Genomic DNA, 25,077 nt, shown 5'->3' on the forward strand with positions numbered 1-25,077 from the left:
GCGCCGTACCCACCGCTGGTCGATCCGCACCTCCCGCGGACCAACCTTGCGGCGGTACGGTCGAACAACCGCAAACCCGTGATCCTGCGCACCCGTCCCGAGTGGAGTTGATGACGTGAGCGAGAACAAGTCCGAGGCCCTGGCGAACCTCTCCAACGAGACCCGCCGCTTCGACCCGCCGGCCGAGCTGGCCGAGAGCGCCAACGTGAAGGCGGACGCCTACGACCGCGCGTCGGAGGACCGTGAGGCCTTCTGGGCCGAGGCCGCCGAGCGGCTCGACTGGGGCAGGAAGTGGGACCAGGTGCTCGACTGGTCCAACCCGCCGTTCGCCAAGTGGTTCGTCGGCGGCACGCTCAACGCCGCGGTCAACTGCGTGGACCGGCACGTCGACGCCGGCAACGGCGACAAGGTCGCGATCCACTGGGTCGGCGAGCCGGCCGACGACACCCGCGACATCACCTACGCCGAGCTCAAGGACGAGGTCTCCAAGGCCGCCAACGCGCTCACCGAGCTGGGGGTGGAGAAGGGCGACCGGGTGGCGATCTACCTCCCGATGCTGCCCGAGACGGTGATCGCGATGCTCGCCTGCGCCCGGATCGGCGCGATCCACACCGTGGTCTTCGGCGGCTTCTCCTCCGACGCGCTCGCCTCCCGGGTCACCGACTGCGACGCCAAGGTGATCATCACCTCCGACGGCGGCTACCGCCGCGGGGCGCCTTCCTCGCTCAAGCCCGCGGTCGACGAGGCGATCGAGAAGCTGGGCGAGGACAGCCCGGTGCAGAAGGTCCTCGTGGTCCGCCGTACCGGCCAGGACGTGGAGTGGAACGACGACCTCGACGTGTGGTGGCACGACGCCGTCGACGGGCAGTCGACCGAGCACGAGGCGGAGATGCACGACAGCGAGCACCCGCTCTACGTCATGTACACCTCCGGCACCACCGGCAAGCCCAAGGGCATCCTGCACACCACCGGTGGCTACCTCACCGGCACGGCCTACACCCACTGGTCGGTCTTCGACCTCAAGGACGACGACGTCTACTGGTGCACCGCCGACGTCGGCTGGGTGACCGGGCACAGCTACCTCGTCTACGGCCCGCTCGCCAACGGCGCGACGCAGGTGATGTACGAGGGCACGCCGGACGCGCCGCACAAGGGCCGCTGGTGGGAGATCGTGCAGCAGTACGGCGTCACCATCTTCTACACAGCCCCCACCGCGATCCGGACCTTCATGAAGTGGGGCGACGAGATCCCCGCGGAGTACGACCTCACCTCGATCCGGGTGCTCGGCTCGGTCGGCGAGCCGATCAACCCCGAGGCCTACGTCTGGTACCGCTCCACCATCGGTGGTGACAAGGCGCCCGTCGTCGACACGTGGTGGCAGACCGAGACCGGTCAGATCATGATCAGCCCGCTGCCGGGCGTGACGTCGGGCAAGCCCGGGTCGGCGATGAAGCCGCTGCCGGGGATCGTCGCCGACGTGGTCGACGACGACGCCAACTCGGTGCCCGACGGCTCCGGCGGCTACCTGGTGCTGCGTGAGCCCTGGCCGGCGATGCTGCGCACCCTGTGGGGCGACGACCAGCGGTTCAAGGACACCTACTGGTCGCGCTGGCCGGGCCTCTACTTCGCCGGGGATGGCGCGAAGAAGGACGACGACGGCGACATCTGGGTGCTCGGCCGGGTCGACGACGTGATGAACGTGTCCGGCCACCGGCTCTCGACCACCGAGATCGAGTCGGCGCTGGTCTCCCACCCGAAGGTCGCCGAGGCAGCTGTCGTGGGCGCCGCCGACGAGACCACCGGCCAGGCGGTCTGCGCGTTCGTCATCCTCAAGGAGTCGGCCACCGACGACGAGGGGACGGCGGACGACGAGCTGATCCAGGAGCTGCGTCAGCACGTGGCCAAGCAGATCGGCGCCATCGCCCGGCCGCGGCAGGTGATGATCGTGCCCGAGCTGCCGAAGACCCGGTCCGGCAAGATCATGCGCCGGCTGCTCAAGGACGTCGCCGAGCACCGGGACGTCGGGGACGTGACCACGCTGGCCGACTCCACGGTGATGGACCTGATCAAGGACAAGGAGGGGTCGGGCTCGTCCTCGGAGGACTGACCTGACCCGCCATACCCGCTCCCGCGGACGTGTGGGGGAATGGTCGTCATGACCACCAGCTCCCCCCACGTCCGGCAGGGGCGGGCGCGCGCGACCTGGCTGCTGCTCGCCGGGGCGGTGGTCTGCGAGGTCACCGGGTCGCTCTCGCTCAAGGCGGCGATGGAGCGGCCCTGGCTCTACCTGCTGATGGCGGTCGCCTACGCCGTCTCCTTCGCCCTGCTCTCGGCCGTGCTGCGGCGCGGGATGGGCATCGGGGTGGCGTACGGCGTCTGGGCGGCGCTGGGCGTGACGCTGACGGCGGTGCTGTCCGCGGTCGCCTTCGACGAGCCCCTCACTCCGCTGATGGGCACCGGGATCGCGCTGGTCGTCGTGGGGGTGCTGCTGGTCGAGCTCGGCAGCCACGGCGGGACCCACTCCCCCGCCGACGCCGACACGGAGCCGGTGATCCCGTGAGCTGGCTGTTCGTCGCCGGCGCGATCCTCAGCGAGGTGACCGGCTCGCTGTCGCTCAAGGTCGCCTCGAGCGGGCGGCGGCGGTGGTACGTCGTGGTGGTCGTCGGGTACGTCGTCGCCTTCGCCTTCCTCGGCGCGGCGCTCTCGGCCGGCATCCCGCTCGGGGTGGCCTACGGCATCTGGGCGGCCGCCGGCGTCGCCCTCACCGCGATCGCGTCGCGGGTGATCTTCCACGAGCCGCTCACCCCCACCATGATCGGCGGGATCGCCCTGATCATCGTCGGCGTGCTGCTGATCGAGCTCGGCTCCGCCGGCTGACCGCCGCTCGCTGGTCGAGCCCCTTTCGGCGGTCGAGCCCCTTTCGGTGGTCGAGCCTGTCGAGACCATCCGCGCGGGGGCGGCCCTTCGGTGGTCTCGACGAGCTCGACCAACGAACCACGGCTCCACCACGGTGCGGCCTTCGGTGGTCGAGCCCCTTTCGGTGGTCGAGCCTGTCGAGACCACCCGACCGAGCGGGTCTCGACGAGCTCGACCACCGAAGCGTCACTCCGGGAAGGAGTCCCGGTCCGTCGCCGGGTGCGGCTCGCCGAGGTAGGGGAACTCCTCCAGCAGGTCGGTGTGCGGGCCGATGTTGTCGGAGGTGACCTTGCCGTTGGTGATCATCGCCAGCCGCGCGCTGGTCACGTCGTCGGTGAGCGTCCGCCCGTTGGGGTACGACGCGGGCTGCGAGCGGTCGTAGCGCAGCTCGTCCGGGACGATCGTCGCGGTCAGCTCGGCGCGGGCGGCGTCGGGCTCCCAGCCGCTGAGGTGCCCGAGCACCCCGACGAACCGCTCCAGGTGGTCGGCCTCGTCCGTGGCCGGCGTACCCGCGTTGTAGGCGGTCTTCTCGTCGTTCTCCTGGTTGAAGTACGCCGTCACCGACGGGTGCGCGCCCCGGTCCACCGACTCATACCCGTTGTCGCCGCTCTGCACGACCCGGCCCCACACGGCGATCCGGCCCTCGCCGAGCTCGCTGTTGGTGATCTCGGCGACCAGCGAGATGACGTTGGCGTCGGCCATCGCGTCCTTGCCGGTGAAGTTGAAGTCGTTGATGATCCCCTCCAGGTCGGCGAAGAAGGGGTCGCTGCGCAGCGCCGCGCCGAACCGGTGCCGCTCGGAGGTGTCGTCCTGCACCTCCCCGGAGAGCCCGACGACCATGTCCGCGGCCAGCGTCCGGCCGCCCGCCGCCAGCGTGCCGGCCTCCGATCCGCCGGCCTGCAGCACCGTCACCGTCTGCCCGGCGTCGTTGAGCTCCGACGGCACCCAGTGGTAGGTCAGGTCCGGCTCGTGGTCGCCGTCGAGGTCGATGTGCACCTGGTAGACGGCGTCCGGGTTCAGCCCCGGGGCGTTCCCCGGATCCGGGTTGACGTCCAGGATGACGACCGTGCTGTCGCCCGACGCGGCGGGGAAGACGAACAGGTCCGTCATGTCCAGCCGCGGGTCCTCCTTCGGGGATCGCAGGTCGGGGCCACTGAGGTGGTGGGACATGCCGAGCTCCTGTCATCAGGTAGATGGTGCGCTGATCGTGGCAGCAGCCGGCATTCCCTGACAACGGTCGAGCCGCTACCGCTCGGTCTCCCCAACGGCCGGCGCGGCGTCCTCCAGATCGTCCTCCAGATCGTCGTCCTCGTCGTCCTCGGGCTCGGGCTCGGGCTCGAGGTTCCGGGTGAGGAGGAACAGCATGAGCGCACCCAGGATCGCCGCGATCAGGGAGGCGCCCAAGATGCCGACCTTGGCCTCGTCAGCCAGGATCTGCGCGTCGAAGGACAGCCCGGAGATGAACAGGCTGACCGTGAACCCGATGCCCGCGACCATGCCGGCGGCGGTCACCAGGCCCCAGCCGACGCGGGCGGGCAGCGTCGCGATGCCGACCTTGACCGCGATGAAGGCGCCCAGCAGCACGCCAACCGGCTTGCCGACGACCAGGCCGAGCGCGACACCGAGGGCCACCACGGAGTTCAGCGACTGGCCGAGCACGCCGCCGCCGAGGTCGACCCCGGCGTTGGCGAGCGCGAAGACCGGGAGCACGACGTACGCCGAGATCGGGTGCAGGGTGTGCTGCAGCCGCTCGACCAGCGGCACCGACTCCCCGAGGAGGAAGCGCAGCCGGCTCAGCTCGTCGGTGTCGAGGTGGTGGTCGCGCAGCGCCTTCTGGGCGTAGCTGCGAGCGACGTCCTCCTTCAATAGCGGAGTGGCCGGGGTCAGCAGGCCGATCGCCACCCCGGCGAGGGTGGCGTGCACGCCGGACTCCAGCAGGCCGAACCAGCAGACGACGCCGAGGGCGACGTACACCGGCACCGACCACACGCGCAGCATCCGCAGCACGACCATGGCCGCGAGCATCGCCAGCGCCAGGGCGAGCCAGCCCAGCTTGAGGTCGGCGGTGTAGAAGACCGCGATCACCAGGATCGCGCCGATGTCGTCCACGATCGCCAGGGTCAGCAGGAACAGCCGCAGCGGCGAGGGGATCCGGCGGCCCAGCAGCCCGAGCACGCCCACCGCGAACGCGATGTCGGTGGCCATCGGGATGCCCCAGCCGTGGCCGGTCTCGGGGCCGCCGGCGATGGCGACGTAGATGAGGGCGGGCACGACCATGCCGCCGATCGCCGCGACGATCGGCAGGGCGGCCGTCTTCGGGTCGCGCAGGTCGCCGTGCACGAGCTCGTACTTGATCTCCAGCCCGACGACGAAGAAGAAGATCACCATGAGGGCGTCGTTGACCCAGTGCTGCAGCGACTCCGAGATGTGCAGCGGGCCGACGTCGATGGTGGCCTTCATCTGCCAGAAGGAGTCGTAGGACTCCGCCCACGGCGAGTTGGCCCAGATCAGCGCGACGGCGGCCGCCAGGAGCAGCAGCACCGAGCCGGCCGCCTCGACCCGGAGGAACTCCCGGACCGGCCGTGCCACGGTGCGTGCGAACGGCTTGTCGCTCGCGGAGTAGAACGGCCCGAGGCGCCACAGCTCGTCGGGGGCGTTGGGGCGGGGGTTGGTCACAGCGACCTCACGATGCACGACGGGGACAGTCCGTCCGTGACCGGACGGGCCGACCAGACTTCCCGGCACTCCACAGGGCAGCCTACCGAGCAGCGGCCCCCGGGCGCGAGGTAGGGTCGGGACTCCTGCCGGAATGATCCGACGGATACGAGGAGAGACGATGGCCACCACCGAGCCGGTGAAGCGCACCGAGCAGACCGTCGCCACGGCCGACGAGCCCACGATCGGCAAGCTCGTCAGCGACACCAGCCGGCACCTGTCGACGCTGGTGAACCAGGAGATCCAGCTCGCCAAGTCGGAGCTGAAGCTGAGCATGAAGTACGGCGGCACCGGCCTCGGCCTGTTCGCCGGCGCCGCGGTCTTCGGTCTCCTCGCGATCATCATGCTCTCGGTCGCCTTCGCCTACCTGATCCACTGGAACGGCGACGGCCTGGCGCTGCAGTGGGCCTACCTCATCGTCTTCGCCGTCTACCTGTTGATCGCCGGCATCCTGGCCATGATCGGGCTGAAGAAGGTCAAGCAGGTCAAGGGCCCCGAGCGCGCGGTCGCCCAGGCGAAGAAGACCTCCGAGACCCTGAAGAACCGCGGCTGACCCGCGCTTGGGGGCCGGTTCGATCAACTCCGACTACTGCCCAGGGGCTCGGATCTGAACGCGCACGACGCACCTCCTCATCGAGGGTCCCCGACGCCGAAGAGCTATGGGCTCGCCTTCGCCGGTTCATGGGCCGGTGGGGGACCGTCAACGAGACCCCGCGGGGTGTGAGCCTGACGTGGCGCGAAGACGGCTGGGTCACCGAGGTCGAGATCACCAAGGCTGAGCTGTACGCCTACGTGGACGACTTCGTGCGCTGGCGTATCGAGCACGGCCTCGACGACGGTCTCGAGGACGGCCTTCCGTCGCCGCTGACGGACTCCTTCGGTGACTGCTTCGGGCCTCAGGAGGAGCCCTATGCGCGGCTGAAGCTCCAGGGCCTGGACTTCCGTGTCGTCCCTGATGCCGCCCCCTGAGCACCGCCCCGCACCGGGCGCCTCAGCGCGTGCAGGCGCCGGTGAAGGCGTTGCCGTTGTTGGTCAGGCCCTGGGCCGCGCGCTCGCGTACCTGGTCGGCGGTGAGCGCGTAGCCGGTGTCGGAGTCGGTGACCGAGGCGGCGAACACCACGCCCACCACGTCACCGGCGGAGTCGACCACCGGACCGCCGGAGTTGCCCGGGCGGATCAGCCCGCGCAGCGAGTAGACCTCGCGGATGACGCTGCCGGTGCCATAGATGTTGGGTGAGCGCAGCCGCTGCTCGGCCCGGATGCGGCCCGGCTGGACGTCGTACGGCCCGTCCTCGGGGTAGCCGAGCATCGCGACCGGGTCGCGCTGCTGGGCCTCGAAGGAGAACTCCAGGGCCGGGACCCGGCCGTTGGGGACGCGCAGCACGGCGATGTCCAGCTCGGGGTCGTAGACGACGACGCGCGCGTCGACGGTGCGGTCCCCCACGATCACCTTGGGATCGCGCACCCCGGCGACGACGTGCGCGTTGGTCATGACCGCGCCGGGGGCGTAGGCGAAGCCGGTGCCCTCGACGCCGGCACTGCACGAGTTGACCGAGCGGACCTTCACCACGCTGCGCTCGGCGGCGACCACGTCGGGGTCGGTGAGCATCCGCTTCGGCCCGGGGCCGACCTCCACGATCCGCTCGGGCGCGAACGGCTCGAGGTAGTCGGGGAAGAAGGTGGAGCCCACCACGGAGTCGAAGGCGCGCAGCAGTCTGTTGCTGCGGTCCGGGAGCACCTGGTTGACCTCGGCCAGCACCCGGGACTCGCGCACCAGCGGGGTGATCCCGCCCAGCCGGGAGCCGGAGATCGCCACCCCCAGCGCCCAGGCGACCACGAGCACGGCGACCGCGGAGAGCAGCGCGCCGCCGATCGCGTCAAGGAGGCGCGCGGGCTGCCAGGTGATGTGGTCGCGCACCCGGGCGCCGGCCCACTGCAGCAGCGCCTGCCCGAGGGAGGCCGCGAGGATGACGATGAACAGCGCACCGAGGGAGACCCACAGCGACGGCTCGGTGTCCCCGAGCACCTGGGGGGCCAGCCAGATGCCGAACAGGCCGCCGAGCAGCAGGCCGGCGGTCGCGAAGGCGCCGGTGACGAAGCCCTGCCAGTATCCGGACAGGGCGTAGGCGGCCACCAGCACCACCAGCAGCCAGTCGAGCGGGTTCACCGGTCTCCTCGGAGGTTCGTGTTCGGTCGCGTGGTCCTGCGCGAAGGATCACCCTGCACCATCCGGGCGGGCAGATCGCGGACGTCGTCGGCGTTCCACGGGCGCGTCCACCCGACGAAGTCGAAGAGCCGCGTGACGATGCCGGCGGTGAAGCCCCACAGCAGCAGGTCGTGGTCGTCGCCGACGGCGAAGGCCGGCGAGGTGTAGCCCGGGACCCGCGGATGGTGCACCGAGAAGCGGTGGGCGGGGTCGAGCAGCTCCTCGATCGGGGCGCGGACCACGGCGTGCACCTCGTCGGGGTCGACCACCCCGACGGTCGACTCCTCGACCCACCAACCGAGGACGGGGGTGATGGCGAAGTCGCTGGGCGGCAGCCACAGCTCGGGCAGGTGACCGAAGACCTCCACGCCCGACGGGTCCAGCCCGGTCTCCTCCTCGGCCTCCCGCAGCGCCGCCTGGACCGGCGTCTCGCCGGGGTCGACGGAGCCGCCCGGGAAGGAGATCTGGCCGGGGTGGGAGCGCATGTGGTGGGCACGCTCGGTGAGCAGCAGGTCGGGCCCGCGCGGGCCCTCGCCGAAGAGCACCAGCACCGCGCCGAGCCGACCCTCGAAGCCCTCGGGCGGCTTGAAGTGGGTGAGATGGTCCACGGTGATCCGGTCCGCCGCGTCGCGCACCGGCTCCAGCCACTCCGGCAGGCTCACGAGAGGCTCCTCCCGCCGAGGTGCTCGCGCACCAGCTGCTCGAGCTGGGCGACGTCCTTGATCTCGACGTACTCGCCGTAGACCAGCCGGCCGCGCTCGTCGACCAGCACGGTGAACGGCAGGCCGCGCACCCGGGGGAACGGCGCCCGGCCGCTCAGCTCGCCGGTCGGGTCGGCATAGATCGGATAGCTGACGCCGGTACGGCGGACCAGGTCGGCCGCCGCCTGCTCCTGCCGGTCCTGGAAGTCGATGCCGAGCACCTGCACGTCGGGGTTCTGCTGGGAGAACTTCTCGATGACGGGCATCTCCCGGCGGCACGGACCGCACCAGCTGGCCCACAGGTTGATCACCGCGGGGCCGCGCAGCTCGCCCAGGTCCAGCGACGGGCCGCCCTGGAAGCCCTGGAGGGTGAGGTCGGGCAGGCGCTTGCTCTGCGGCGCCGCCGCCTGGTCGCCCGAGGAGCCGCAGCCGGCCAGCAGCACCAGCGCCGCGACGACGGCGAGCAGCCGCCTCACGCGGGCCCCTGGGTCTTCACCAGCGCCGCGGCCACCACCGGGTCGGTCGGGCCGGTCCCGAAGGAGGGGCACCAGCGGGCCACCGTGCAGGCCCCGCAGGCGGGCTTCTTCGCATGACACACCCGGCGGCCGTGCCAGATCAGGTGGTGAGAGAGCATCGTCCAGTCCCTCTTGGGGAAGAGGGCGCCCACCGCGTGCTCCACCTTCACCGGGTCGGTCTCCTCGGTCCAGCCGAGGCGGCGCACGAGCCGGCCGAAGTGGGTGTCCACGGTGATGCCGGGGACCTCGAAGGCGTTGCCGAGCACCACGTTGGCGGTCTTGCGGCCCACGCCGGGGAGCGTCACGAGCTCCTCGATGGAGGCCGGCACCTGGCCGTCGTACCGCTCCACGAGGGCGGCCGACAGCTTCAGCAGGGCGTCGGTCTTCTGCCGGAAGAAGCCGAGCGGACCGACCAGCTGCTCCAGGTGCGCCCGGTCCGCGGCGGCCATCGCGGTCGCGTCGGGGTAGGCCGCGAACAGGGCGGGACTCGCCGCGTTGACCCGCCGGTCGGTGGTCTGCGCGGAGAGGACGGTGACCACCAGCAGCTCGAACGGCGTGGTGAAGTCCAGCTCCGCGCGTGCCTCGGGGTAGGTTTCAGCCAGGACCCGATTGACCTTGCGCGCACGCCGCACCAGCGACGTGTCAGGGCGGGGGACGGCGGGTGTCGCGGGCACGAGCAGGAGCCTACGACCCCGGACCGACAACGCCGCGGGGCGAGATTCTTTCCTTGTGACCTACACCACTGGCTAGGATCAGGACGACACCACCGGGTCCGCCGGTGACAGCGACGCCTCTTGGGAGGACTGGATTGTGAACAACGACGTGTTGCGGCAGGCTCCGCTGTTCAGCGCGCTGGACGACGAGGCTGCGACCGCGTTGCGCAGTTCCATGGCCGAGACCCGCCTGCGACGCGGCGAGGTCCTGTTCCACGAGGGCGACTCGGGCGACAAGCTCTACATCGTCATCGACGGCAAGGTGAAGCTCGGCCGCACCTCCTCCGACGGCCGGGAGAACCTGCTCGCCATCTTGGGCCCCGGCCAGATGTTCGGCGAGCTCTCGCTCTTCGACCCCGGCCCGCGCTCGGCGACCGTCACCGCGGTCACCGACACCACCTTCGCCTCGCTCTCCCACGAGGACCTGCTGCGCTGGCTCGACGGCCGTCCGGTCGTCGCCCGCGGGCTGCTCTCCCAGATCGCCGGACGGCTGCGCCGCGCCAACGACGTCAACGCCGACCTGGTCTTCTCCGACGTCCCCGGCCGGGTGGCCAAGGCGCTGCTCGACCTCGCCGACCGCTTCGGGCGCACCGCCGACGACGGCGTGCACGTGCACCACGACCTGACCCAGGAGGAGCTCGCCCAGCTGGTCGGCGCCTCCCGCGAGACGGTCAACAAGGCGCTGGCCGACTTCGCCTCGCGCGGCTGGATCCGCCTGGAGCCCCGCTCCGTGGTGATCATGGAGGTCGAGCGGCTCGCGCGCCGCGCCCGCTGAGATTCCTCACCCGGGCTGCCCCCCAAGGCCCGGCCCGTCTGCGTCGTACCTCGTGAAGGAGGTCAGCGATGCACCAGGGCGACGAGGCGGCGTTCGACGAGTTCGTGTCCGCGCGCACGAGCGCGTTGGCGCGTACGGCGTACCTCCTCACCGGTGACGCGCAGCTCGCCGAGGACCTGGTGCAGACCGCGCTGCTGCAGACCGCGCGCAACTGGCACCGCATCCACACCACACCCGAGGCGTACGCGCGGCGGATCCTCTACACGCAGAACATCTCCTGGTGGCGCCGCCGTCGGCTGACCGAGGTGCCGTTGGCGGAGTACGACGCCCCGCAGGCGGCGTCCGACCCCGACCTGCGGCTCAGCCTGGAGCAGGGCCTCGCCCGGTTGACCCCCAAGCAGCGCACGGTGCTGGTGCTGCGCTATTTCGAGGACCTGACCGAGGTCCAGGCCGGCGCGGCGCTCGGCGTGTCGCCGGGGACCGTCAAGTCCAACACCCGTCAGGCCCTGCAACGGCTGCGCGTCCTCGCGCCCGAGCTGGCCGACCTCGTGGGAGCAGGTGAGCAGTCGTGACCCAGCAGCTGCGCTCGGAGCTGGAGCGGATCGCCCAGGACGCGCCTCGCGTGCACGTCCCTGAGGACACCTGGACCCGCGGCAGACGCGCGCACCGGCGATCGGTGCTGGTCACTGTGGCCGCCGTGCTCGCCCTGATCGCGTCCCTGGGCGGCCTGGCCGCGCTGCTCCCCCTCGACGCACCGCGGGTCGAGCCCGCCGCTCCGCGCGACTGGCCCGGTGAGGTGCCGTCGAAGGTATATCCGGTGCCGCCGGGCTTCGACGCCGCCGGCCCGGGCGACACCACCCGCTGGGCGCGGGAGTATGCGGAGACCGATCTGAGGATCGGGCGGGCGTCGGTGGTGATGGGTGACACCTCCCAGTTCCGTCCGCCGGCGGTGGTCACCGCCAGGGACGGCGTCTATCACTTCCTGGATCTTCCCGGTTACGTCCTGAGCGACAACACGGCGATGATGATGCGCGAGCGCGACTTCGGCATCGCGCTGTCACCCGACGGCCGCTACCTGGCGTGGGCCTACGGCCTGCCGGTGACGCGCAGCGACGACCAGGCTCCGATCCGGTGCGGGATCCGGATCGCCGACCTCACGACCGGGGAGGTCCGCGACATCGACCTGCGGTCGATCCTCGAGCCTGCCGCCCAGGCGGTCATCCCGATGCGTCTCGTGTGGGCCCCGGACAGCAGTTGGCTGGCCTGGTCCGGTCGGCAGTACGACACGTACGGCGGGATGAGGGAGGTCGAGGACACCGACGGTCGCCCGACTCGGGCCACCATGGTCGGTGTGGTGGCACCGGGCGAGACCACGTCAACCGTTCTGCCTCGCGCATTCGGCGCCGGCGTCACTGCTGTGGACTCGAACGGCACGGTGACGGCCGTGCGCGCCGGGGGCGTGACCCGGTGGGAGCGCGGCGAGACGACGCAGGTCTCGGGGAATCGCCCGCGGGCGCTCCGCCAGGGCCACACCTCGCCGGGAGTCGCCTCGCCGTCGGGCCGCTACGTCCTGCTGGGCAGCGCACGTGCGTCCCGCCGGGTCTACGCGTACGACACCCGGACCGGGCGCTACCTCCATCGCTCCTCTCCCAGCGACCAGCCGCGGCAGACCAGCGTGGCCCTCGGCTGGCAGGGCGAGGACCGGATGGTGGTCGGGGCCCAGCCCCTGCTGCGGTCCCCGAAGATGGGGCAATACATGGGGATGAGCCGGATCGCGGTGCTGTCCTCGCCCACGGTCCCGGCGGATGATGGCTTCTACTCGGTCAAGACGATCGCTCAGCAGGACGGGGATCTGATCCCCCAGATCGTCTCGGTCGCCAGCGACCTGGTGCCGACCGGGCAGCACCGGCTCGATGCGTCGCCGCCGGACTTCCCGACGGTCTACGACCCACAGCAGGTCACGGGGGCGGCGGTCGCCGGCGTCGCCGTACTGCTGTCCGGGTTCCTGCTCCTCCGGATCCGGCATCGCCGCCTCACCGGACGCGCCGCGGGCGGGATCGCCGTACTCGCGCTCGCCGCTGCGGCCGCCGCGGCCGCGGTGGTGCGCTGACGGCCCGGGCGCCCCGCGAGACGCGTCAGGCGGTACGGCGGGACTGCAGCTGCTCGACCACGGGGTGCGCGAGCGTCGCCATCCCGTGCCAGGTCACCTCGAGCACGTGCCCGGGACGCCGGCCCTGGCCGGGTGCGCGCCACACGCGCTCCAGGCGGCCGTCGGAGGTGAGCCGGCGCAGGTTGCGCCGCAGCGTGCGCGGCGGACCGCCCAGCTCGACGGCCAGCTCCTCCACCGTCGCACCCTGCAGTCGAGCCACCGCACGCAACACCCGGAGCTGCTCGGCAGACAGCTCGTGACGGGCGTCAGCTGACGATGTGCCAGCCGGAGGGATCGACCACATAGGTTAAAGGTAAATCGAACTTGCCAGATTGTGACAAGAAATCTCGAAAAAAGTCAGAATGATTTAGCGGTCGGTCACCGACGGGTCACCCAGGAGGAAGGCGAGCTGGGCGCGTACCGACAGCTCGGCGGCGCCCCACAGCACCGGATCGACGTCGATGTAGACCGTCTCCACGACGCGGCGGGGCAGCTCCCCGGCCAGCGCCTCCTCGACCTCGGCGGGCGCCATCGGCACCGGCACGTCCAGGCTGCGCAGGGCCTCGCGCACCTGCTCCAGCCGCTCGTGGCGATGCGCGACGTAGTGGTCCAGCGCCCCCAGCGCGTCCGCGATCACCGGCCCGTGACCGGGCCAGACGTTCCCGATGTCCTGCTCCTCGCACAGGTCGCGGAGCCGCTGCAACGAGGCGAGGTAGGCGCCGAGGGACCCGTCGGGGTGCGCGACGACCGTCGTACCCCTGCCGAGCACGGTGTCGCCGGTCAAGACGGCCCGCTCGGAGGGGAGCACGAAGGACAGCGAGTCGGCGGTGTGCCCCGGCGTCGCCACCACGTGCAGCTCCAGGTCGCCGACCGTCACCACGTCGCCCTCGCCCAGGCCCTCGGAGCCGAGCCGCTGCTCCGGGTCGAGGGCGCGCACGCCGCAGCCCATCCGGGTCGCGAACTCCTTGGCCGCCTCGGAGTGGTCGAGGTGGTGGTGGGTCAGGAGTACGACGTCCACGCGGCCCGCCGCCTCGGCCACGGCGTCCAGGTGCCCGGTGTCCGGCGGCCCCGGGTCGATGACCACGGCGCGGTCGGAGCCGGGCGGCCGCAGCACCCAGGTGTTGGTGCCGTCCAGCGTCATCAGGTTCGCGTTCGGTGCGAGCACGCACCTGCCGGAGTCCCCGAAGGCGCCGCCGGACCAGCTCACGAGAGCAGCTCCTCGGCCCCGGGCGGGATGCTGAGCCGGAAGCCTCCGTCCCGCTCCTCCACCTCGGGGGTGAACATCTCCAGCACCCGGCCGTCGATCGCGGCGAGCACCTCCTCGGGCGTCCCGAGCCGGGCGACCTCGAGGCAGCTGAGGTAGGTCGGCGGCAGCATGAACACATCGCCCTGGTCGACCCGCGCGACGGCGTCCTCGGCGGGGACCCACATCACCTGGTCGGACTCGCTGGAGACGTCGCGGGTGCGCTGCCCCTCGGGGAGGACCGCGGCGAAGAACCAGGTGGCGAACCGCTTCGGCTCGAAGACCGGCGTCGTCCAGGCCGCGAACGCGCCGAGCAGGTCGGTGCGCAACACCAGGCCGCGCCGAGTGAGAAAGTCGGTCATCGACAGGGTCCGGCCCTCCAGCGCCACCCGGTCGTCCTCCCAGTCCTCGCCGGTGGTGTCGGCGACCACCTCCTCGGCCGACGGGCCGGCGAGCAGGACGCCTGACTCCTCGAAGGTCTCGCGTACGGCGGCACACACCAGCGCCCGCGCCAGCGGCTCCTCACACCCCAGCTGCGTCGCCCACTCCGCCGGCGACGGCCCGGCCCAGGCTGGCGTCTCCTCGAAGTCGCGCGGGTCCACCCCGCCCCCGGGAAAGACGCACATCCCGCCCGCGAACGCCATCGAGGTCTGCCGCCGGAGCAAGTAGACCTCCGACCCCGATCCCACCCCCGAGCCCGCCGAGTCGGCGCTTCTTGACCCCGAGTCGGCGCTTCTTGACCTCGAGTCGGCGTCAATTAACGCCGACTCGGCGCGAACTGGCGCCGACTCGGGGTGAACTGGCGCCGACTCGCGCAGGAGGACCACCGTGGCGGCGTCGCGCGGCTCGGCCGGGGTCCGCTCACCGGCGGCGTACTCCCGCGCCTGGTCGACCAAGCGCTGCGGGAGGGGTACGTCGACCCGCCGGGCCACCGTCAGGAGACCTCGACGGTGAGCTCCACCTCGACCGGGACGTCGAGGGGCAGCACCGGGACGCCCACGGCGGAGCGGGCGTGCCTGCCCGCGTCGCCGAACACCTCGCCGAGGAGCTCGGAGGCGCCGTTGGCGACCTGCGGCTGACCGGTGAAGTCGGGCGTGGACGCGACGAACGCGACCACCTTGACCACCCGCACGACCCGGTCCAGGGAGCCGACCTCGGCCTTGATCGCCGCCAGGCCGTTGAGGGCGCACTGGCGCGCGCACTCATACCCCTGCTCGTCGGAGACCGCGCCGCCGAGCTTGCCGGTGGCGATCATCTCGCCGTCGCGCGCCGGCAGCTGGCCGGCGGTGAAGACGAGGTTCCCGCTGCGCGCGGTGGGCTGGTACGCCGCCACCGGCGGCACCACGTCGGGCAGGGTCAGGCCCAGCTCGGACAGCCGCTCCTCGGGAGTGCTCATCACGCCTCCTTGGCTCGCTTCAGGAAGGCCACGAGGCCGCCCTGCTCGTTCTTCTGGATCGTCACCAGCTCCCAGCCGTCCTGGCCGAAGTTGTTGAGCATCAGCGCCTCGTTGTGCAGAGGGATCGGTGCTACCTGGTACTCCCACGTCGTCATGGGAGCGACCCTACTGCTCCCCCTCCGGCGGAGTCAGCCCGGTGAGGAGGAATCGGGTTGACCTCAACCCGACTCCAGGTCCTAGCGTCGCCGATGTGCCCGAGACCGTGACCCGCCGCCGCCCTCGCGGCGGCATCCTGGCCCCCGACTACCTGCCCACCACGGTCGGCATGTTCGCCCTCATCGCCTACGTCGCGTTCGAGGCGCTGGCCGTGACCACGGTGATGCCCACGGTGGCGCGCGACCTCGACGGCGTCGAGCTCTACGCGCTCGCCTTCGCCGCACCGCTGGCCAGCGGCGTGCTCGGGATGGTGGCGGCCGGCGCCTGGAGCGACGTACGCGGCCCGGTCGCGCCGCTGATCGCCTCCGCGGCGCTGTTCTCCGTCGGCCTGGTCGTGTGCGGCACCGCGCCGAGCATGGAGATCTTCGTGATCGGCCGCGTGCTCCAGGGGCTCGGCGGTGGAGCCCTCTCGGTCGGCCTCTACGTCACGGTCGGCCTGGTCTTCCCCGCGCTGCTGCAGCCGTCGATCTTCGCCAGCTTCGCCGCGGCCTGGGTGCTGCCCGCGCTCTTCGGGCCCGCCCTGGCGGCGTACGTCGCCCACCTGGCCGGCTGGCGCTGGGTCTTCCTCGGCACCGTCCTCCTGGTCGTCCTGGCCATGGGGCTCATCGCCCCGGCCCTGCGGCGGCTGGCCCGGCCGGCGGCGAGCGCGCCGGCCCCGCCCGCCTCGCGCCTGTGGTGGGCGGGGGTCGCGGCAGCCGCCGTACTGGCCGTGGAGCTGCTCGGGTCACGGCGCGGCCCCACCGCGGTGCTGGCCCTGGTGGCCGTGGCTGCGGTCGTCGTCGCGGTCCGGCCGCTGGTGCCGACCGGGACGTTGCGGGCGCGCCCGGGCCTGCCGTCGGTCATCGCGACGCGGGGTCTGCTCGCCGCGAGCTTCTTCGCCACCGAGGCCTACATCGTCTTCGTCCTGCAGGAGCGCTGGAGTCTGACGCCCGGACGCGCGGGCCTCGCCCTCACCGTCGTCGGCGTCGTGTGGGCGCTGGGCAGCCAGGCGCAGGCGCGGCTGGGACAGCGGGTCAGCGACACCGACGCCATCCGGATCGGCACCGCGCTGGTGCTGGCCGGGGTGGCGCTCGTCGCGGCCGCCGTACTCCTCGACGGGCCAGCGGCGCTCGCCGCCGGCGCCTACGTCCTCGCGGGCGCCGGGATGGGCTTCGGCTATCCCCGCACCGGCGTGGCGATGCTGGCCTGCTCCGGTGACGGCGACCGCGGGTTCAACTCCTCCGCCCTCTCCATCGCCGACTCCCTGGGCGGCGCGCTCGCGCTCTCGGTCGCGGGAGTGGCGTACGCCGCCGCGCAGCGGACGGGCACTGACCCGTTCCTCGCCGTGTTCGTGCTCGCCGCCGCCATCGCCGTCCTCGGGGTGCTGACCGCCGCGCGCACTGCGCGGTCAACAAGCGCCGACTCGAGGTGAATTGGCGCCGACTGGGCGTCAACAAGCGCCGACTCGGGGTGAATTGGCGCCGACTCGGGCATCAGGCGACCAGGTCGGGCTCGGTCTTCTCCCGGACCTCGTCCTCGGTGACGCCCGGGGCCAGCTCGACCAGGCGCAGGCCCTCCGGGGTCACGTCGATGACGCACAGGTCGGTGATGATCCGCTGGACCACGCCCTTGCCGGTGTAGGGCAGCGAGCACTCCTCGACGATCTTGTAGGAGCCGTCCTTGGCGACGTGCTCCATCAACACGATCACCCGCTTGGCGCCGTGCACCAGGTCCATCGCGCCGCCCATCCCCTTGACCATCTTCCCGGGGATCATCCAGTTGGCGATGTCGCCGGCGGCCGAGACCTGCATGGCGCCCAGGATCGCGGCGTCGATCTTGCCGCCGCGGATCATCCCGAAGCTGGTCGCGGAGTCGAAGATCGAGGATCCCCGGCGCAGCGTGACCGTCTCCTTGCCGGCGTTGATCAGGTCGGCGTCCTCCTCGCCCTCGTAGGGGTAGGCGCCGACCCCGAGGATGCCGTTCTCCGACTGGAGCACCAGCTCGACGTCGTCGTCGACGTAGTTCGGCACCAGGGTCGGCAGACCGATCCCGAGGTTGACGTAGGAGCCGTCCTCCAGCTCTGAGGCGGCCCGGGCCGCCATCTCCTCACGCGTCCATGCCATCAGACGTCGCCCTCCTTCTCGACCTTGTCCGCACCCTCGGCGCCGCGCGGGCGCACCGTCCGCTTCTCGATCCGCTTGTCGTCGGCCTGCTCCGGCGTCAGCTGGACCACCCGCTGCACATAGACGCCGGGCGTGTGGATCTCGGCCGGGTCCAGCTCGCCGGGCTCCACCAGCTCCTCGACCTCGGCGATCGTCACCCGCCCGCACATCGCGGCGAGCGGGTTGAAGTTCTGCGCGGAGAGCCGGTAGACGAGGTTGCCGTGCCGGTCGCCCTTCCACGCCCGGACCAGCCCATAGTCGGCGACCAGCGCCTCCTCCAGGACGTACTCCCGGCCGTCGAAGTCCCGGGTCTCCTTCGGCGGGGAGGACGTCACCACGTTGCCGTCGCTGTCGTAGCGCCACGGCAGGCCGCCCTCGGCCACCTGGGTGCCACCGCCGGTCGCGGTGAAGAACGCCGGGATGCCGGAGCCTCCCGCACGCATCCGCTCGGCCAGGGTGCCCTGCGGGGTCAGCTCCACCTCCAGCTCGCCGGAGAGGTACTGCCGGGCGAACTCCTTGTTCTCCCCGACATAGGAGGAGACCATCCGCCGCAGCCGCTTGGCCATGAGCAGCCGGCCCAGGCCCCACTCGTCGACGCCGCAGTTGTTGGAGTAGGCCTCCAGGTCCGTCGTACCCGCCTCGAGCAGCGCCTCGATCAGCACCTCGGGCACCCCGCACAGGCCGAAGCCGCCCACCGACAGGGTCGCCCCGTCCGGGATGTCCGCCACGGCCTCGGCCGCGCTCGCCGCCACCTTGTCCACGTCAATCCTCTCGTCCGAGGGGCTCGTGCGCGCGGTCCCCGCGGCGCCGTACGTGACGGCGCTCACCCCTCAGTGGGGATCCTAGTCACCGCCCGGAGCGGCCGACATGGCCGCGGTCCACACCGATCTAGGCTCGCCCTGTGAGCGAGCACCAGAGCGACTGGCCGGGCGTGCGCCTGCACGTCGTGACCGGCAAGGGCGGCACCGGCAAGACGACGGTCGCGGCGGCGCTCGCCCTCGCGCTGGCCGGCCAGGGCAAGCGGGTCCTGCTGTGCGAGGTGGAGGGGCGCCAGGGCGTCGCGCGGCTCTTCGACTCCGACCCGCTGCCGTATGAGGAGCGCCGCCTGGCCACCGGGCTCGGGGAGGACGGCGCGCGGGGCGGCACGGTGCACGCGCTGCACGTGGACCCCGACGCCGCCCTGCTGGAGTACCTGCAGATGTACTACCACCTCGGCCGCGCCGGCCGGGCGCTGGAGCGGTTCGGCGTCGTCGAGTTCGCCACCACCCTCGCGCCGGGCGTGCGCGACGTGCTGCTGACCGGCAAGGTCTACGAGGCGGCGAAGCGGCCGCGCCGCGGCAAGGACGCGATCGAGTACGACGCCCTCGTGCTGGACGCGCCGCCCACCGGCCGGATCACCCAGTTCCTCGGGGTGAACCGGGAGCTGGCGGGCCTGGCGAAGGTCGGCCCGGTCCGCAGCCAGGCCGACGCGATCATGACGCTCTTCCGCAGCCGCCGGACCCGCGTCCACCTGGTCACGCTGCTGGAGGAGATGCCGGTGCAGGAGACTGCCGACGGGATCGACCAGCTCCGCGACGCCGACCTCCCGGTGGGCGGGGTCGTCGTCAACCGCGCCCGCCCGCAGGAGCTGGACGACGCCGGGCTCGAGCTCGCGCTCGCCGGCGCGATCAGCGGTACGGCGGTCTCCGGCGACCTCGAGCGGGCGGGGGTGAAGCCCACCCCCGCGCTGGTCGAGGCGCTGCGCGCCGAGGGCCACGACCACGCGGCCCGGCGCCGGTTGGAGGACGAGCAGCGGGCCCGGGTGGCCGGGCTCGGGGTGCCGACGTACGAGCTCCCGGAGCTGAGCGCCGGCGTGGACCTGGGGGGGCTCTACGAGCTGGCCGCCGCCGCGCGGGACCAGGGGCTGGCATGAACACCCCGCTCGACGTCGACCGGCTGCTCGCCGACCGCGACACCGGGATCATCGTCTGCTGCGGCTCCGGCGGCGTCGGCAAGACGACCACGTCGGCCGCGCTCGCGCTGCGCGCGGCGGAGCAGGGGCGGCGCGTGGTCGTGCTGACCATCGACCCGGCCCGACGGCTCGCCCAGGCCCTCGGCATCGAGGAGCTGGACAACACCCCGCGGCCGGTGACCGGGGTGGTCTCGCCGGACTCCGGGGGCTCGCTGGACGCGATGATGCTGGACATGAAGAGCACCTTCGACGAGGTGGTCACCAGCCAGGCCAGCCCGGAGAAGGCGCAGCAGATCCTGCAGAACCCCTTCTACATCGCCCTGTCGACCTCCTTCGCCGGGACCCAGGAGTACATGGCGATGGAGCGCCTCGGGCAGCTGCACCGGCAGGCGACGCGCGACGGCAGCTACGACCTGATCGTCGTGGACACCCCGCCGTCCCGCTCGGCCCTGGACTTCCTGGACGCGCCCGAGCGCCTGGCCAGCTTCCTTGACGGGCGCTTCATCCGGCTGCTGCTGGCACCGGCGCGCGGCCCCGCCCGGCTGATGACAGCGGGAGTGGGGCTGGTGACCGGGACACTGACGAAGGTGATCGGGGCCCAGGTGCTCGCCGACATGCAGACCTTCGTGGCCGCCTTCGACACCCTCTTCGGCGGCTTCCGCGCCCGGGCGCAGCAGACCTTCGAGCTGCTGCAGGCCGACGGTACGGCGTTCCTCGTCGTCGCGGCACCCGAGCCGGACGCGCTGCGGGAGGCGGCATACTTCGTCGACCGGCTCGTCGAGGACGACATGCCGCTGGCGGGTCTGGTCGTCAACCGGGCCACCACGAGCGCGGGCGACCTGGACGCGGAGGACGCGCTCAGCGCCGCCCACCGGCTCGAGCGCGAGGACGGGTCCGGGCTCACCGCGGGGCTGCTGCGGCTGCACGCCGAGCGGGCCCGGGCGCTGGAGCGGGAGTCACGGCTGCGCGAGGGCTTCGCCGCGGCGCACCCCTCGGTGCCGACCACAGTCGTGGCGGCCCTGGCGACCGACGTACACGACCTGAAAGGCCTGCGGTCGGTCGGCCGGCTGCTGGCCGACCCGGCGTCGACTCAGACCGAGGCAGGCTGACGGGTCTGCTCGACGTGCTTGCGGCGCGCGGTCTCCAAGACGCTGCGCCACGAGGAGTTCGGCTGGCGCTTGAGCAGGGCACGACGCTCCCGCTCGGTCATGCCGCCCCACACGCCCCACTCGATCTGGTTGTCCAGCGCCTCGGCGAGGCACTCGGTGCGCACCGGGCAGGCCCGGCAGACCTGCTTGGCGTCGTTCTGCGCCGCTCCACGAACGAACAGCTCGTCCGGCGAGCTCTGACGGCATGCGGCGCGCAGCGCCCAGTCCTCAACCCACATGTGCTTGACATCCCCACAAGAGTTCCGAGATCGGCTGGAGCGGCTCCCACAGCCACTCGCGGGACGGTCCCATCACCGTCACATACAAAGGTAGGTGTCGCGGCGACCGTCGGCTACGGCCCGGATGACTCAACTTTCACTAGTCCGAAATGACTATGCCGGTCTGCTTCACGTGGTACGCGGCGAATCGGGCCACCTTCCTCATCTCCCGTACATTGGACCCCATGCCCGACCGCGATGAGCCGCGCCTCGACGCCTCCACCATCCTCGGTCACCTCGGCGTCATGGTGTCCGTCGCCGCCCTCCTGGGCGTCGTCGTGGCCGGCCTGGCGATCCCGTTCGCCGGGGCGATCGGCATCGGCGCCCGCGACGTCTCGCGCGCGATGGAGCAGCTGCCCGAGGAGCTGGAGACTCAGGACCTGGCACAGAAGACGCAGATGGTGGACGCCAACGGCAAGACCATCGCGACGCTGTACGACGAGAACCGGATCGTCGTACCCCTGAACCAGATCAGCCGCAAGATGGTCGAGTCGATCGTCGCGATCGAGGACTACCGCTTCTACCAGCACGGCGCGATGGACCTCAAGGGCACGCTGCGCGCGCTGGTCACCAACCAGGTCGGCGGCGGCGTGGTCCAGGGCGGCTCGTCGATCACCCAGCAGCTGGTCAAGCTCACCCTGGTCGACCAGGCCAAGACCAAGGCCGAGCGGGCGGCCGCGACCGACGACACCTACGAGCGCAAGCTCAAGGAGCTGCGCTACGCCATCGCCCTGGAGCGGAAGTACTCCAAGGACTGGATCCTCGAGCGCTACCTCAACATCGCCTACTTCGGCGACGGCGTCTTCGGCGTGCAGGCCGCCGCCCGGCACTACTTCAACACCAACGCCAAGGACCTGACCTACCCCCAGGCGGCGATGCTCGCCGGGATGGTGAAGAACCCGACCGGCTACGACCCGACCAACTACGAGGACCGGGCGCTGGAGCGGCGCAACGTGGTGCTGGACCGGATGGCCCAGCTCAACGTGATCAAGACCAAGAAGGCGAACAACCTCAAGCAGAAGCCGCTCGGGCTGGACATCGTCCGCACCAACAACGGCTGCAACTTCACCCCGGCGCCGTTCTTCTGCCAGTACGTCGTCAACTACCTCGAGCAGGACGAGGACCTCGGCGCCACGGCCGAGGAGCGCCGCAACCTGATCTTCTCCGGCGGCCTGACCATCCGCACCACGATCGACCTGCGCTACCAGCGCGCCGCCGACGAGGCGGTGCAGGACGCGGTCAACCCGACCGACCAGGCGCTCGGCGCGCTGGCGATGGTCGAGCCCGGGACCGGCGCGGTGAAGGCACTGGCGCAGTCCCGCCCGATGGGCGAGCGGAAGAAGCTCGGCGAGACCTACCTCAACTACACGGTGCCGAAGGCCTATGGCAACGCCAACGGCTTCCAGGGCGGGTCGACCTTCAAGGCGTTCGTGCTCGCCTCGGCGATCAAGCAGAACATCCCGCTCACCCGCACCTACCGCTCGCCGGAGCAGCTCACCCTGGCCAACAGCTCCTTCGAGGACTGCAACGGCCCCTTCGCCAGCAGCGACTCGCACACCTGGCACAACTCGACCGGCTCGGGCACCTTCGACCTCTACTCCGGCACCCAGCAGTCGGTGAACACGTTCTACGCCCAGCTGTTCCGCGACACCGGGATGTGCGAGCCGTGGAACCTGGCCAAGGACATGGGCGTCCAGCTCACCGACCCCGACCGCAACCGGGTCCCCACCTGGGTGCTCGGCGTCACCGACACCAGCCCGCTGGAGCTGGCCGAGGCCTACGCGACCTTCGGCGCCCGCGGCGTGCACTGCGACTCCACCCCGGTCACCAGCATCGAGGACTCCAACGGCAAGACGATCAAGAAGTACGAGCCGGACTGCCAGCAGGTCCTCCCCAGCGCCGTGGCCGATGCGGTCAACGACGTGCTGAGAGGCGTGCAGGAGGGCGACGGCTTCGGTGCCCAACAGGGCCTGGGCCTCTCAGTCACCTCGGCCGCCAAGACCGGAACGATCAACAGCAACAAGGCCGTCTGGTACATGGGCTACACCCCGACCCTGTCCACCGCCTCGGTGATCGCCGGCGCCGACCAGCTCGGCAACCAGATCACCCTCAACGGGCAGTACGTCGGCGGCAGCTACGTCTCCAGCGCGTTCGGCTCCACCCTGGCCGGGCCGATGTGGGCCGACGCGATGCAGACGATCGACGACTACCTGCCGCAGGAGGACTTCGTCGCGCCCGCGTCCACCGACATCTCCGGTGTGCTGACCGCCATCCCCGACGTCGCCGGCCAGAGCGTCGAGGACGCCCGGGCGACGCTGGAGGACGCCGGGTTCACCACCGTCGTCGGCTACGACGTCGACAGCGAGTACGGGGAGGGCACGGTGGCCTCCACCAGTCCCGGCGCCGGTGAGTCGTTCGGCTCCGGCGACACCGTGACCCTCTACCCCTCCACCGGCGTCGCCCCCGAGCGGGAGAACGGCGGGAACGGCAACGGCCGCGGCGAGGGCCGCGGGAACGACGACTGAGGACGTCTCAGGCGCCCAGCTGCCGGCGTACCTCCGCAGCGACCGCACCGCCGTCGGCGCGACCCTTGACCTGCGGCTGGACCACGCCCATCACCTTGCCCATGGCGCGCATGCCCTCACCGGCCGCGCCGGTCTGCTCGATGGCGGCGGTGACGATCCCGGAGATCTCCTCCTCGGAGAGCTGGGCCGGCAGGTAGCGCGCGATCACCTCGGCCTCGGCGCGCTCCTTGGCGGCGAGCTCGTCGCGGCCCGCGTCCGCGAACGCGGTGGCGGCCTCGCGGCGGCGCTTGGCCTCCCCGGACAGGACGCCGACCACGTCGTCCTCGCTGAGCTCGCGGTGCTCCTTGCCCGCGACCTCGGCGTTGGTGATCGCGGTCATCACCATCCGCAGGGTCGACGAGGTCACCTCGTCGCGGGCCTTGATGGCGGTGGTGAGGTCGGCACGGAGACGGTCCTGGAGCTCGCTCATGCCGGCCATTGTGGCAGCCTTGCCCCGTGTCGCTCACCCGGATTGTCGCCCGCACCGCGCTCGCTGCGGGAGCCGCCGGGGTCGGGCTGACGGCGTACGCCGGGTGGGAGGCCCGGCAGTACACGCTCCGCCACGTCACCGTGCCGGTGTTGCCGCCTCGGCAGGCCCCGCTGCGGCTGCTACACGTCTCCGACCTGCACCTGACGCCGGGCCAGCAGGCCAAGCAGGAGTTCGTCCGCTCGCTCGCGGAGCTGGAGCCGGACCTGGTCGTCAACACCGGCGACAACCTCGCCCATCGACGGGCCGTCCCGGTCGTGCTCGACTCCTTCGGCCCGCTGCTCGACCTGCCCGGCGTCTACGTCTTCGGGTCGAACGACTACTTCGTGCCCACCCCGCGCAACCCCCTGCGCTACCTCCTCCCCGACGACGGCCGGCGGCACACGGGGCGTCAGCTGCCGTGGCCGGACCTGCGGGCGGGCTTCGACCGGGCGGGCTGGACGGACCTGACCAACACCCGCGCGTCGCTCACCGTCGGCGGGACCCGGATCGCGTTCGCGGGGGTGGACGACCCGCATCTGGGCTACGACGACCTCGCCTCGGTCGCCGGGCCGGCCGACCCGACGGCCGACCTGCGCCTGGCGGTCGCGCATGCGCCGTACCTCCGGGTGCTCGACGCGTTCGCCCGCGACGGTTACGACGCGATCGTGGCCGGCCACACGCACGGCGGCCAGGTGTGCCTGCCGGGCGGCCGGGCCCTGGCGACCAACTGCGACCTCGAGCCGGCACGGGTCAAGGGTCTGCACCGGCATCCCGCCGACTCCCTACCCGGCGACCCGGACTCGTCGTGGCTGCACGTATCAGCCGGCCTGGGGACCAACCCCTACACCCGGATCCGGGTGGCATGCCGGCCCGAGGCGACCCTGCTGACCCTGGTCCCTCGGACCGGCTGACCGCCGCTCGACCTCGATTGGGGAGCGCCGCCGACGCTCCGGTATGGTTTCCCTCCGGTGAGCGGTGACG

Annotated in this window: 28 protein-coding genes; 13 read left to right on the forward strand and 15 right to left on the reverse strand. The window is 71.7% G+C overall.

Annotated elements, in window-relative coordinates; translation table 11 throughout:
- Positions 1 to 115: 115 nt before the first annotated feature.
- The 3 genes from acs to K8W59_RS17205 are packed head-to-tail and all read left to right on the forward strand — an operon-like array spanning position 116 to position 2,877.
- The gene (gene acs / locus K8W59_RS17195) at positions 116 to 2,107 is read left to right on the forward strand and encodes an acetate--CoA ligase (RefSeq protein WP_223396179.1); all 1,992 of its coding nucleotides are present in this window, start codon (positions 116 to 118) and stop codon (positions 2,105 to 2,107) included.
- A 48-nt stretch (positions 2,108 to 2,155) separates the two neighbouring features.
- Positions 2,156 to 2,560 (forward strand): DMT family transporter, encoded by a 405-nt coding sequence (locus K8W59_RS17200; RefSeq protein WP_223396180.1) that lies wholly within the window; start codon positions 2,156 to 2,158, stop codon positions 2,558 to 2,560.
- Positions 2,557 to 2,877: a DMT family transporter gene (locus K8W59_RS17205; RefSeq protein WP_223396181.1), complete on the forward strand. Its 321-nt coding sequence runs from the start codon at positions 2,557 to 2,559 to the stop codon at positions 2,875 to 2,877. Before K8W59_RS17200 ends, K8W59_RS17205 begins: the two co-directional genes overlap by 4 nt.
- A gap of 225 nt (positions 2,878 to 3,102) precedes the next feature.
- On the opposite strand, the gene K8W59_RS17210 is transcribed toward K8W59_RS17205, so the two are convergent.
- Positions 3,103 to 4,086, reverse strand: coding sequence for a DUF4331 family protein (locus K8W59_RS17210; RefSeq protein WP_223396182.1), 984 nt, complete (start codon positions 4,084 to 4,086; stop codon positions 3,103 to 3,105).
- 75 nt (positions 4,087 to 4,161) lie between these two features.
- On the reverse strand, positions 4,162 to 5,592 hold the full coding sequence (nhaA, locus tag K8W59_RS17215) for a Na+/H+ antiporter NhaA (RefSeq protein ID WP_223396183.1): 1,431 nt from the start codon (positions 5,590 to 5,592) through the stop codon (positions 4,162 to 4,164).
- Between the two features lie 160 nt (positions 5,593 to 5,752).
- On the opposite strand from nhaA, the gene K8W59_RS17220 reads away from it, so the two are divergent.
- Both K8W59_RS17220 and K8W59_RS17225 read left to right on the forward strand, forming a co-directional pair.
- On the forward strand, positions 5,753 to 6,184 hold the full coding sequence (locus K8W59_RS17220; RefSeq protein ID WP_223396184.1) for a phage holin family protein: 432 nt from the start codon (positions 5,753 to 5,755) through the stop codon (positions 6,182 to 6,184).
- 167 nt (positions 6,185 to 6,351) lie between these two features.
- Complete coding sequence (locus tag K8W59_RS17225; RefSeq protein WP_223396185.1) at positions 6,352 to 6,600, forward strand: hypothetical protein; 249 nt, start codon at positions 6,352 to 6,354, stop codon at positions 6,598 to 6,600.
- A gap of 22 nt (positions 6,601 to 6,622) precedes the next feature.
- On the opposite strand, the gene K8W59_RS17230 is transcribed toward K8W59_RS17225, so the two are convergent.
- From K8W59_RS17230 to nth, 4 genes are read right to left on the reverse strand one after another with little or no spacing between them, the layout of a single operon-like run.
- Complete coding sequence (locus tag K8W59_RS17230) at positions 6,623 to 7,798, reverse strand: MarP family serine protease (protein WP_223396186.1); 1,176 nt, start codon at positions 7,796 to 7,798, stop codon at positions 6,623 to 6,625.
- Complete coding sequence (locus tag K8W59_RS17235) at positions 7,795 to 8,499, reverse strand: NUDIX hydrolase (protein WP_223396187.1); 705 nt, start codon at positions 8,497 to 8,499, stop codon at positions 7,795 to 7,797. The genes K8W59_RS17230 and K8W59_RS17235 overlap by 4 nt, the downstream gene beginning before the upstream one ends.
- Positions 8,496 to 9,014 (reverse strand): TlpA family protein disulfide reductase, encoded by a 519-nt coding sequence (locus K8W59_RS17240; RefSeq protein WP_223396188.1) that lies wholly within the window; start codon positions 9,012 to 9,014, stop codon positions 8,496 to 8,498. Before K8W59_RS17240 ends, K8W59_RS17235 begins: the two co-directional genes overlap by 4 nt.
- The gene (gene nth / locus K8W59_RS17245; RefSeq protein ID WP_223396189.1) at positions 9,011 to 9,727 is read right to left on the reverse strand and encodes an endonuclease III; all 717 of its coding nucleotides are present in this window, start codon (positions 9,725 to 9,727) and stop codon (positions 9,011 to 9,013) included. The genes K8W59_RS17240 and nth overlap by 4 nt, the downstream gene beginning before the upstream one ends.
- 136 nt (positions 9,728 to 9,863) lie before the next feature.
- Here nth and K8W59_RS17250 point away from each other — a divergent pair, with 136 nt between their 5' ends.
- The 3 genes from K8W59_RS17250 (at position 9,864) to K8W59_RS17260 (ending at position 12,651) form a co-directional block, all read left to right on the forward strand.
- Positions 9,864 to 10,541, forward strand: a complete 678-nt coding sequence (locus K8W59_RS17250) for a Crp/Fnr family transcriptional regulator (RefSeq protein ID WP_223396190.1) — start codon at positions 9,864 to 9,866, stop codon at positions 10,539 to 10,541.
- 68 nt (positions 10,542 to 10,609) lie between these two features.
- Entirely contained in the window at positions 10,610 to 11,113 is a 504-nt protein-coding gene (locus tag K8W59_RS17255; RefSeq protein ID WP_223396191.1) for a SigE family RNA polymerase sigma factor, read from the forward strand.
- Positions 11,110 to 12,651 carry a WD40 repeat domain-containing protein gene (locus K8W59_RS17260; protein ID WP_223396192.1) on the forward strand — a complete coding sequence of 514 codons (1,542 nt, stop codon included), beginning with the start codon at positions 11,110 to 11,112 and terminating at the stop codon, positions 12,649 to 12,651. Before K8W59_RS17255 ends, K8W59_RS17260 begins: the two co-directional genes overlap by 4 nt.
- A 25-nt stretch (positions 12,652 to 12,676) precedes the next feature.
- Here K8W59_RS17260 and K8W59_RS17265 read toward each other — a convergent pair whose 3' ends face one another.
- The 5 genes from K8W59_RS17265 to K8W59_RS17285 form a co-directional block, all read right to left on the reverse strand.
- Entirely contained in the window at positions 12,677 to 12,994 is a 318-nt protein-coding gene (locus K8W59_RS17265) for a helix-turn-helix domain-containing protein (protein WP_223396193.1), read from the reverse strand.
- A 63-nt stretch (positions 12,995 to 13,057) separates the two neighbouring features.
- Positions 13,058 to 13,897 (reverse strand): MBL fold metallo-hydrolase, encoded by an 840-nt coding sequence (locus tag K8W59_RS17270; protein WP_223396194.1) that lies wholly within the window; start codon positions 13,895 to 13,897, stop codon positions 13,058 to 13,060.
- Positions 13,894 to 14,865: an NUDIX hydrolase gene (locus K8W59_RS17275; RefSeq protein ID WP_223396195.1), complete on the reverse strand. Its 972-nt coding sequence runs from the start codon at positions 14,863 to 14,865 to the stop codon at positions 13,894 to 13,896. Before K8W59_RS17275 ends, K8W59_RS17270 begins: the two co-directional genes overlap by 4 nt.
- Before the next feature lie 2 nt (positions 14,866 to 14,867).
- A complete protein-coding gene (locus K8W59_RS17280; RefSeq protein ID WP_223396196.1) occupies positions 14,868 to 15,329 on the reverse strand; it encodes a RidA family protein in 462 nt (153 codons plus the stop codon).
- The gene (locus K8W59_RS17285) at positions 15,329 to 15,484 is read right to left on the reverse strand and encodes a hypothetical protein (RefSeq protein WP_223396197.1); all 156 of its coding nucleotides are present in this window, start codon (positions 15,482 to 15,484) and stop codon (positions 15,329 to 15,331) included. Before K8W59_RS17285 ends, K8W59_RS17280 begins: the two co-directional genes overlap by 1 nt.
- 95 nt (positions 15,485 to 15,579) lie before the next feature.
- On the opposite strand from K8W59_RS17285, the gene K8W59_RS17290 reads away from it, so the two are divergent.
- The gene (locus K8W59_RS17290) at positions 15,580 to 16,956 is read left to right on the forward strand and encodes an MFS transporter (protein WP_223396198.1); all 1,377 of its coding nucleotides are present in this window, start codon (positions 15,580 to 15,582) and stop codon (positions 16,954 to 16,956) included.
- A 61-nt stretch (positions 16,957 to 17,017) separates the two neighbouring features.
- Here the strand turns inward: K8W59_RS17290 and K8W59_RS17295 are convergent, their stop codons facing one another.
- Both K8W59_RS17295 and K8W59_RS17300 read right to left on the reverse strand, forming a co-directional pair.
- Positions 17,018 to 17,647 (reverse strand): CoA transferase subunit B, encoded by a 630-nt coding sequence (locus K8W59_RS17295; protein WP_223396199.1) that lies wholly within the window; start codon positions 17,645 to 17,647, stop codon positions 17,018 to 17,020.
- Positions 17,647 to 18,447, reverse strand: coding sequence for a CoA transferase subunit A (locus tag K8W59_RS17300; protein WP_223399892.1), 801 nt, complete (start codon positions 18,445 to 18,447; stop codon positions 17,647 to 17,649). Before K8W59_RS17300 ends, K8W59_RS17295 begins: the two co-directional genes overlap by 1 nt.
- A 140-nt stretch (positions 18,448 to 18,587) precedes the next feature.
- Between K8W59_RS17300 and K8W59_RS17305 the strand changes: the two genes are divergently transcribed.
- A complete protein-coding gene (locus K8W59_RS17305; RefSeq protein WP_223396200.1) occupies positions 18,588 to 19,598 on the forward strand; it encodes an ArsA-related P-loop ATPase in 1,011 nt (336 codons plus the stop codon).
- On the forward strand, positions 19,595 to 20,746 hold the full coding sequence (locus K8W59_RS17310) for an ArsA family ATPase (protein WP_223396201.1): 1,152 nt from the start codon (positions 19,595 to 19,597) through the stop codon (positions 20,744 to 20,746). The genes K8W59_RS17305 and K8W59_RS17310 overlap by 4 nt, the downstream gene beginning before the upstream one ends.
- Here K8W59_RS17310 and K8W59_RS17315 read toward each other — a convergent pair.
- Positions 20,728 to 21,024 (reverse strand): WhiB family transcriptional regulator, encoded by a 297-nt coding sequence (locus K8W59_RS17315; protein WP_223396202.1) that lies wholly within the window; start codon positions 21,022 to 21,024, stop codon positions 20,728 to 20,730. The genes K8W59_RS17310 and K8W59_RS17315 overlap by 19 nt on opposite strands.
- A 224-nt stretch (positions 21,025 to 21,248) precedes the next feature.
- Here K8W59_RS17315 and K8W59_RS17320 point away from each other — a divergent pair, with 224 nt between their 5' ends.
- Positions 21,249 to 23,588, forward strand: a complete 2,340-nt coding sequence (locus K8W59_RS17320) for a penicillin-binding protein (RefSeq protein WP_223396203.1) — start codon at positions 21,249 to 21,251, stop codon at positions 23,586 to 23,588.
- 7 nt (positions 23,589 to 23,595) lie between these two features.
- On the opposite strand, the gene K8W59_RS17325 is transcribed toward K8W59_RS17320, so the two are convergent.
- On the reverse strand, positions 23,596 to 24,057 hold the full coding sequence (locus K8W59_RS17325; protein ID WP_223396204.1) for a GatB/YqeY domain-containing protein: 462 nt from the start codon (positions 24,055 to 24,057) through the stop codon (positions 23,596 to 23,598).
- Between the two features lie 26 nt (positions 24,058 to 24,083).
- Here K8W59_RS17325 and K8W59_RS17330 point away from each other — a divergent pair, with 26 nt between their 5' ends.
- Positions 24,084 to 25,007, forward strand: coding sequence for a metallophosphoesterase (locus tag K8W59_RS17330; protein ID WP_223396205.1), 924 nt, complete (start codon positions 24,084 to 24,086; stop codon positions 25,005 to 25,007).
- Positions 25,008 to 25,077 lie beyond the last annotated feature (70 nt).

This window comes from Nocardioides rotundus (genome assembly GCF_019931675.1).
Lineage (GTDB): Bacteria > Actinomycetota > Actinomycetes > Propionibacteriales > Nocardioidaceae > Nocardioides > Nocardioides rotundus.

Bases quoted from the DNA above. Each gene is read 5' to 3' on its own strand.
- K8W59_RS17200 (WP_223396180.1), top strand. From the start codon at position 2,156: ATGACCACCAGCTCCCCCCACGTCCGGCAGGGGCGGGCGCGCGCGACC.
- K8W59_RS17210 (WP_223396182.1), bottom strand. From the start codon at position 4,086: ATGTCCCACCACCTCAGTGGCCCCGACCTGCGATCCCCGAAGGAGGAC.
- K8W59_RS17220 (WP_223396184.1), top strand. From the start codon at position 5,753: ATGGCCACCACCGAGCCGGTGAAGCGCACCGAGCAGACCGTCGCCACG.
- K8W59_RS17255 (WP_223396191.1), top strand. From the start codon at position 10,610: ATGCACCAGGGCGACGAGGCGGCGTTCGACGAGTTCGTGTCCGCGCGC.
- K8W59_RS17265 (WP_223396193.1), bottom strand. From the start codon at position 12,994: ATGTGGTCGATCCCTCCGGCTGGCACATCGTCAGCTGACGCCCGTCAC.
- K8W59_RS17280 (WP_223396196.1), bottom strand. From the start codon at position 15,329: ATGAGCACTCCCGAGGAGCGGCTGTCCGAGCTGGGCCTGACCCTGCCC.
- K8W59_RS17285 (WP_223396197.1), bottom strand. From the start codon at position 15,484: ATGACGACGTGGGAGTACCAGGTAGCACCGATCCCTCTGCACAACGAG.
- K8W59_RS17295 (WP_223396199.1), bottom strand. From the start codon at position 17,647: ATGGCATGGACGCGTGAGGAGATGGCGGCCCGGGCCGCCTCAGAGCTG.
- K8W59_RS17310 (WP_223396201.1), top strand. From the start codon at position 19,595: ATGAACACCCCGCTCGACGTCGACCGGCTGCTCGCCGACCGCGACACC.
- K8W59_RS17315 (WP_223396202.1), bottom strand. From the start codon at position 21,024: ATGTGGGTTGAGGACTGGGCGCTGCGCGCCGCATGCCGTCAGAGCTCG.
- K8W59_RS17320 (WP_223396203.1), top strand. From the start codon at position 21,249: ATGCCCGACCGCGATGAGCCGCGCCTCGACGCCTCCACCATCCTCGGT.
- K8W59_RS17325 (WP_223396204.1), bottom strand. From the start codon at position 24,057: ATGAGCGAGCTCCAGGACCGTCTCCGTGCCGACCTCACCACCGCCATC.